Source organism: Stenotrophomonas sp. AGC87, assembly GCF_057333975.1.
In genome coordinates, this window is sequence record NZ_JBHFHW010000026.1 from 18,568 (window position 1) to 24,215 (window position 5,648).

At 65.9% G+C, this 5,648-nt stretch carries 4 protein-coding genes and 1 pseudogene; 3 read left to right on the forward strand and 2 right to left on the reverse strand.

What is annotated here, in order from left to right:
- Window positions 1–10: 10 nt before the first annotated feature.
- Window positions 11–1,375 (reverse strand): bifunctional UDP-N-acetylglucosamine diphosphorylase/glucosamine-1-phosphate N-acetyltransferase GlmU, encoded by a 1,365-nt coding sequence (gene glmU / locus ACE026_RS09340; protein WP_486038784.1) that lies wholly within the window; start codon window positions 1,373–1,375, stop codon window positions 11–13.
- Between the two features lie 129 nt (window positions 1,376–1,504).
- On the opposite strand from glmU, the gene ACE026_RS09345 reads away from it, so the two are divergent.
- From ACE026_RS09345 to ACE026_RS09355, 3 genes are read left to right on the forward strand one after another with little or no spacing between them, the layout of a single operon-like run.
- The gene (locus tag ACE026_RS09345) at window positions 1,505–3,466 is read left to right on the forward strand and encodes a hypothetical protein (protein ID WP_486038785.1); all 1,962 of its coding nucleotides are present in this window, start codon (window positions 1,505–1,507) and stop codon (window positions 3,464–3,466) included.
- Window positions 3,463–4,503: a glycosyltransferase family 2 protein gene (locus tag ACE026_RS09350; RefSeq protein WP_486038786.1), complete on the forward strand. Its 1,041-nt coding sequence runs from the start codon at window positions 3,463–3,465 to the stop codon at window positions 4,501–4,503. Before ACE026_RS09345 ends, ACE026_RS09350 begins: the two co-directional genes overlap by 4 nt.
- A complete protein-coding gene (locus tag ACE026_RS09355; protein ID WP_486038787.1) occupies window positions 4,500–4,883 on the forward strand; it encodes a GtrA family protein in 384 nt (127 codons plus the stop codon). Before ACE026_RS09350 ends, ACE026_RS09355 begins: the two co-directional genes overlap by 4 nt.
- A 7-nt stretch (window positions 4,884–4,890) precedes the next feature.
- Here the strand turns inward: ACE026_RS09355 and ACE026_RS09360 are convergent.
- Window positions 4,891–5,648: pseudogene (locus ACE026_RS09360) on the reverse strand (hypothetical protein); the annotation flags it as partial.

Consider the following 5,648-nt stretch of genomic DNA (forward strand, 5'->3'; position numbering starts at 1 on the left):
CCCCCCGCCACTACTTCTTCGTCGGGCGCTTCCAGCCGTCGATGGTTTCCTGACGCGCGCGGGCGACGGTCAGCTTGTCCGCGGGGGCGCCGCGAGTGATCACCGAGCCAGCGGCGACGGTTGCGCCTTCACCGATCACGACCGGCGCGACCAGCGAGCTGTTGGATCCGATGAAGGCACGATCGCCGATCGTGGTCTGCGACTTGTTCACCCCGTCGTAGTTGCAGGTGATGGTGCCCGCACCGATGTTGACCTTGCTGCCGATCACCGCATCACCCAGATAGGTGAGGTGGTTGGCCTTGCTGCCGGCACCGAGCACGACTTTCTTGGTTTCCACGAAGTTGCCCACGTGCGAGCCCTCCCCCAGCACGGTGCCGGGGCGCAGCCTGGCGAACGGACCGATGTCTGCCGCACCTTCGCTGACCACGCCCTCCAGATCGCAGTGCGGCTTGACCACGGTACCCGCGGCCAGGGAAACATCCTTGAGCCGGGTGAACGCGCCGATACTGACGCCATCGCCCAGCACCACACGACCTTCCAGGATCACGTTGACGTCGATCTGCACGTCGCTGCCGACAGTGACAGTGCCACGGATATCCAGCCGTGCCGGGTCCAGTACGCGCGCGCCCTGCGCGCACAGCGCACGCACTTCGCGCAGCTGCCAGGCGCGTTCGAGTTGGGCCAACTGCCATGGATCGTTGGCACCTTCGGCGTCCTGCGGGTCCTGCACGAACGCCATCTCGGCCGGCGTGTAATCGCTGGCCGCCGCGGCAAAGATGTCGGTCAGGTAATACTCGCCCTGCGCGTTCGCATTGGAGAGCTGCGACAACCAACGGCGCAGTGCCGTGGATTCGGCGGTGATGATGCCGGTATTGATGGTGCGGATGCTGCGCTGTTCGTCGGTGGCGTCTTTCTGCTCGACGATCGCGCCGACCTTGCCCTCGGCATTGCGCACGATGCGCCCGTAGCCCGTCGGGTCGGCGACCTCGGCCACCAGCACGGCCAAGCGGCCCGGCTGCGACAACAGGTGGCGCAACGTCTCGCCGCGGATCAACGGCACATCACCGTACAACACCAGAACGGTTGCCGCATCCGGCACTTCCGGCATGGCCTGCAGCACGGCATGCCCGGTGCCCAGCTGCTCGCTCTGCTCCGCCCAGCGCAGATCGGGCTGATCGGCGAATGCCTGCCGGACCGCTTCACCGCCGTGGCCGTAAACGACATGGATTGCTTCGGGCTGCAGCTGACGCGCGGTATCGATGACGTGGGCGAGCATCGGGCGCCCGGCGATCGGCTGCAGTACCTTGGGCAGGGCCGATTTCATGCGCTTGCCGGCGCCGGCGGCGAGGATGATGACGTGCAGGGCTTGGGTCATGGCGATGTTCCGCTCGCAGCGGGCAGACGTGGACAGGCTGGTAGCATAGCCGAGCCTCTCCTTCGCACGATATGAAGCATGACGTCACTTAAGGATCGATTGACCCGCGGGTTGCCATGGATTGGCCCGTTGCTGCTGATCATCGGGCTGTGCTCAACGCCGCTTTTGTCGCGGCTGCCGGAAAACCGTGCCGCCGAATTGCTGGCACTGTCGCTCCTCGCCTCCGGGGGGGCTTGGCTGCTGCGTCGCGCATTGGGCTGGTCATTCGCAAGCGCGCTGGCCGTGCTGTGGACCGTCGTGCTGCCGGTGTTCGCGGGGGTGCTGCCGGTACTGTCCAGCCTGTTGATGCTGTTTTCCGCCCTTGCGTTGGGCGGTGCGCTGTTTCCGCGCCGCCCCCCAGCGTTGCAGGCGATCATCGGATTGGTCCTGCTGGCAGCCCTGCTGGGTTGGCTGGTGCAGGTGCCGGTGCACTTCCAGTGGAGCTACCTGCTGCTGTGCGCGGCCCTGGTAGCTTGGCGATACCCTGCGCTTCGCGGCGGTTTGCCAGCGACCGCTGAGCAGTGGCGCACGGCCGTCTCGGCCTCGCCGCGATTGGCTGCCTTCGCCGTCATGGTGATGGGGCTGGCCAGTACGGCCTGCTGGCTGCCGACCCTGCAATACGACGACCTGGCCTACCACTTGCGACTCCCCTGGCAGTTGCTGGAACTGGGCGCGTATTACCCCGCACCGCAGCAGCAGATCTGGGCATTGGCGCCGTGGGCGACGGATGTCTTGCAGGCCATGCCGCAGGTAATGGCGGGCACCGAGGCACGCGGCCCGGTGAACGCGATCTGGCTGGCCCTGCTGGCCACTGGCAGTTGGCAGCTGGCGACTCAGCTGGGCGCACCCGCCCGTTCCGGCTGGCTGGCCGTGGCACTGGTGGCAAGCCTGCCGTTGACCCCCGGGCTCGCCACCAGCATGCAGACCGAACTGCCCAGCGCAGCGCTGCTCGTGTGGATGGCGGCCGTCGTCGCGATGCCACGCGATGGCCGGCTGGTGACCTGGATGCTGCTGGCTGTGCTGACCGGAGGGTTGGCTGCCAGCAAGCTGACCGCTGCAGTGATGGCGGTGCCTGTGCTGCTATGGGCATTGGCCCGGCACCCCTGGCCGTCGCCGCTGCGTATCGTTGCAGTGCTATGCGTCGGAGTGTTGGTCGGAGGCGCAAGTTATGCCCAGGCTGCGTGGATGACGGGCAACCCGGTACTGCCACTGTTCAATGGCGTGTTCCGTTCGGCCTACTACGCACCGGTCAATTTCATCGACCCGCTGTACAAGATCGGCTTCGGTGCCGATCTCCCCTGGGCGCTGACCTTCCATAGCTCGCGCTACTTCGAATCACATGATGGCGCCGCCGGCGTCGTGCTGGTGGCACTGGCCGGGCTGTGGGGGCTGGCATTGCTCCGCCCCGCCACTCGAGTGCCGGCTCTCGTGGCCACTGCTGCGTTCATCGCACCTTTGCTGCCCGTGCAGTATCTGCGTTATGCGTATCCCGGCATCGCCCTGTTGTGCGTGGTGCTGGTGGTCGCGGCCAGCGAGGGACCGCGCAAATCGATGACGGGACTGCTGCTGGCAGTGTGCATCCTCAATATCGGCTTCCATGCAACCGGCAACTGGATGTTGAGAAACGGAGCACTAAAAGACACCCTGCGCACTGGCGGAAGCGACGCGGCATTGTTCGAGCGCTTCGCACCAGAGCGCACACTGGCCGCAGCCATCCGACAATCAGAGGAGTCCGATGGCACGGTACTCGTGCTGGACTCCAAAGACGCGCTCTTCGCGGAGTTCGGTGATCGGGGGCGAACCCTCAGCTGGTACGCACCCACGTTGGAAGCGGCGGCCCAGCAGGCTGCGCATGATACGTCCGGCCTGCAGTTCGCCTCGCTGTTGCGCGACCAGCAGGTGCGTCATGTGATATCGCGTAGCAGCACGCTGCGCCCGGCCGAGCAGGCGGGACTGCAGCACAGCGGGGCCGTTCTGCGCCAGGAGACCGGTGGACGCCAATGGTGGAGCCTTCCCACCGCGTCCAGCACCTCCCAGGCCAGCCAGCCATGAGTACAGCCATCTCCACAGGTCACCTGGAGCACGTTGCCACCATGCATGTCGCCCCCCGCATCGCCGTTGTGATTCCCTGCTATCGCGTGCGCGCGCAGATCCTGCAGGTCGTCTCTGGCATCGGCCCGGAGGTTGGCTGGATCATCGCCGTCGACGATGCCTGCCCCGAGCAGAGCGGCGGATGGCTGCGCGCGCACTGCAAGGACCCCCGCCTGACTGTGATCGAGCATGCCCAGAATCAGGGCGTCGGCGGGGCGACCATGACCGGCTACCAGCACGTGCTGGACACCACCCCTGCCGAGGTGGTCGTCAAGCTGGACGGCGATGGCCAAATGGATTCGGCGCTTTTGCCACGCTTCGCCAGCCCGCTGCTGGCCGGGCATGCGGACTACGCCAAGGGCAACCGGTTCCATCGCATCGGCTTCGTGCGGGATATGCCGCTCATGCGGCTGGCAGGCAACGCGGCACTTTCATTTCTGACCAAAATTTCCAGTGGCTACTGGCAGGTGGCCGATCCCACCAACGGCTACACGGCCATTCGGCGCGAGCTTGTGCATGAGCTTGAACTGGACCGGATTGCAAAGCGCTACTTCTTCGAATCCGACCTGCTCTACCATCTCAATCAGTTGCGTGCAGTGGTCGTGGACGTACCGATGCGCGCGCGCTACGAGGACGAGACGAGCAGCCTGCAGCCAGCGCGCATGATTGCCCCGTTCCTGTTCAACCACCTGCGAAATACATTCCGTCGGGTCGGATACAGCTACGGGATCCGGGGCTTCTCAGTCGCCAGCGTCGAGCTGATGCTGGGTTCGCTGCTCCTGACAGCCGGTGCCGGTTTCGGCCTTTGGCGCTGGATTCTATCGGTGGACAGCGGGGTCCCGGCTACCGCAGGTACCGTCATGGCTGCCGCGCTGCCAATCATCCTGGGCGTGCAGATGCTGTTGTCCTGGCTGAACTTCGATGTCGCCAGTGAACCGCGGCGTCCAATACATGGACTGATCGCCGATCGCCAGGCGGCTGGCGAAGCTCCACCGTGAGCCTCATCCGCCAAGGCAGCAGTTACCTGGTCATCGGTCTGATCCAGCTTGCGCTGGACTGGGCCGTGTTCGTGGCAGCCACCGCACTGGGAATGCCAGCGGCACCCGGCAACCTGCTGGGGCGCGTGAGCGGCATGCTGCTCGGCTTCTGGCTCAATGGCCGCTACACGTTTGCCCGCGATGGTGAGCATCGTCTGGGCTGGCCGCGCTTTGCGCGCTTCCTGCTGCTGTGGGCCTTGCTGACCGCGATCAGCACGCTGCTGGTGACCCTGGCCGCCGAGCACCTGGGGCTGCGCTATGCGTGGCTGGCCAAACCGTTGGTGGAAGGTGGCCTGGCAGCGGTGTCGTTCCTGCTGATGCGGACGCTTATCTTCCGCTGAGGCGGGCTCAACCGCCGCCTGGTCGCCCCGCGTCGCGCCAGAGCACCAAGGGACGATAGTTGAATACCACGACGCCCTCACCCTGCGGTACACAGACCGCGCGGAAGAGACCATTGGCGCGCTCGATCGGCAGGATCGTACTGCCCACCCGAGCTTCCCAGCCCGGTGCGGCCAATTCGTTGACCACCAGCCAGGCGGCGGCGTCGGCACGGTAACGCACGCTCAGGTGGCTGGCCTGGTACGTGATCTCACCCAGCTGGACGGCACCACCGCCAACGTCCGGACAACGCGGCGATGCCGTGGCCGGCAACCAGACCACCTGCTCGAAATCGGTGGCCGAGAACGCCGTTGCCGGCGGGAACCTCGACGCATGGCGCTGGACCGTTCGCGGGTTCAGCACACGTGGCAGAACCGTCTCGCGCCGGCTCACCTGGATGAACGCGTCATACGCCCGGGAACCTGGAAACGCTTGCTGCGCGACAACCCAACGCAGGCCAAGCAGGTCGTAGACCGGTGCATCCAGGTCCGGCGCCCATGCCGTGGGGAGTTTGTCCTGCACGTTGTCCAGCGGATAGGCGGGCATGCCGACGAAAGCGAGATAGTCCGCCGAAACCCACGGGTTGTAGCCGTTCACCAGCGGAAGATGGTAGGCAGCGGCGCCGTTGGTCAGCGACCCGATACCGAACACCGCGGCGCGTTCGGGAATGCCTTCAGTCGGCGCAGCATGTAACAGCCGCCATGCACTTTGGGTCGGGGCGTCGCGCC

Excerpts from the sequence above, each read along its gene's own strand:
- glmU (WP_486038784.1), bottom strand. The coding sequence starts at position 1,375 with ATGACCCAAGCCCTGCACGTCATCATCCTCGCCGCCGGCGCCGGCAAG.
- ACE026_RS09350 (WP_486038786.1), top strand. The coding sequence starts at position 3,463 with ATGAGTACAGCCATCTCCACAGGTCACCTGGAGCACGTTGCCACCATG.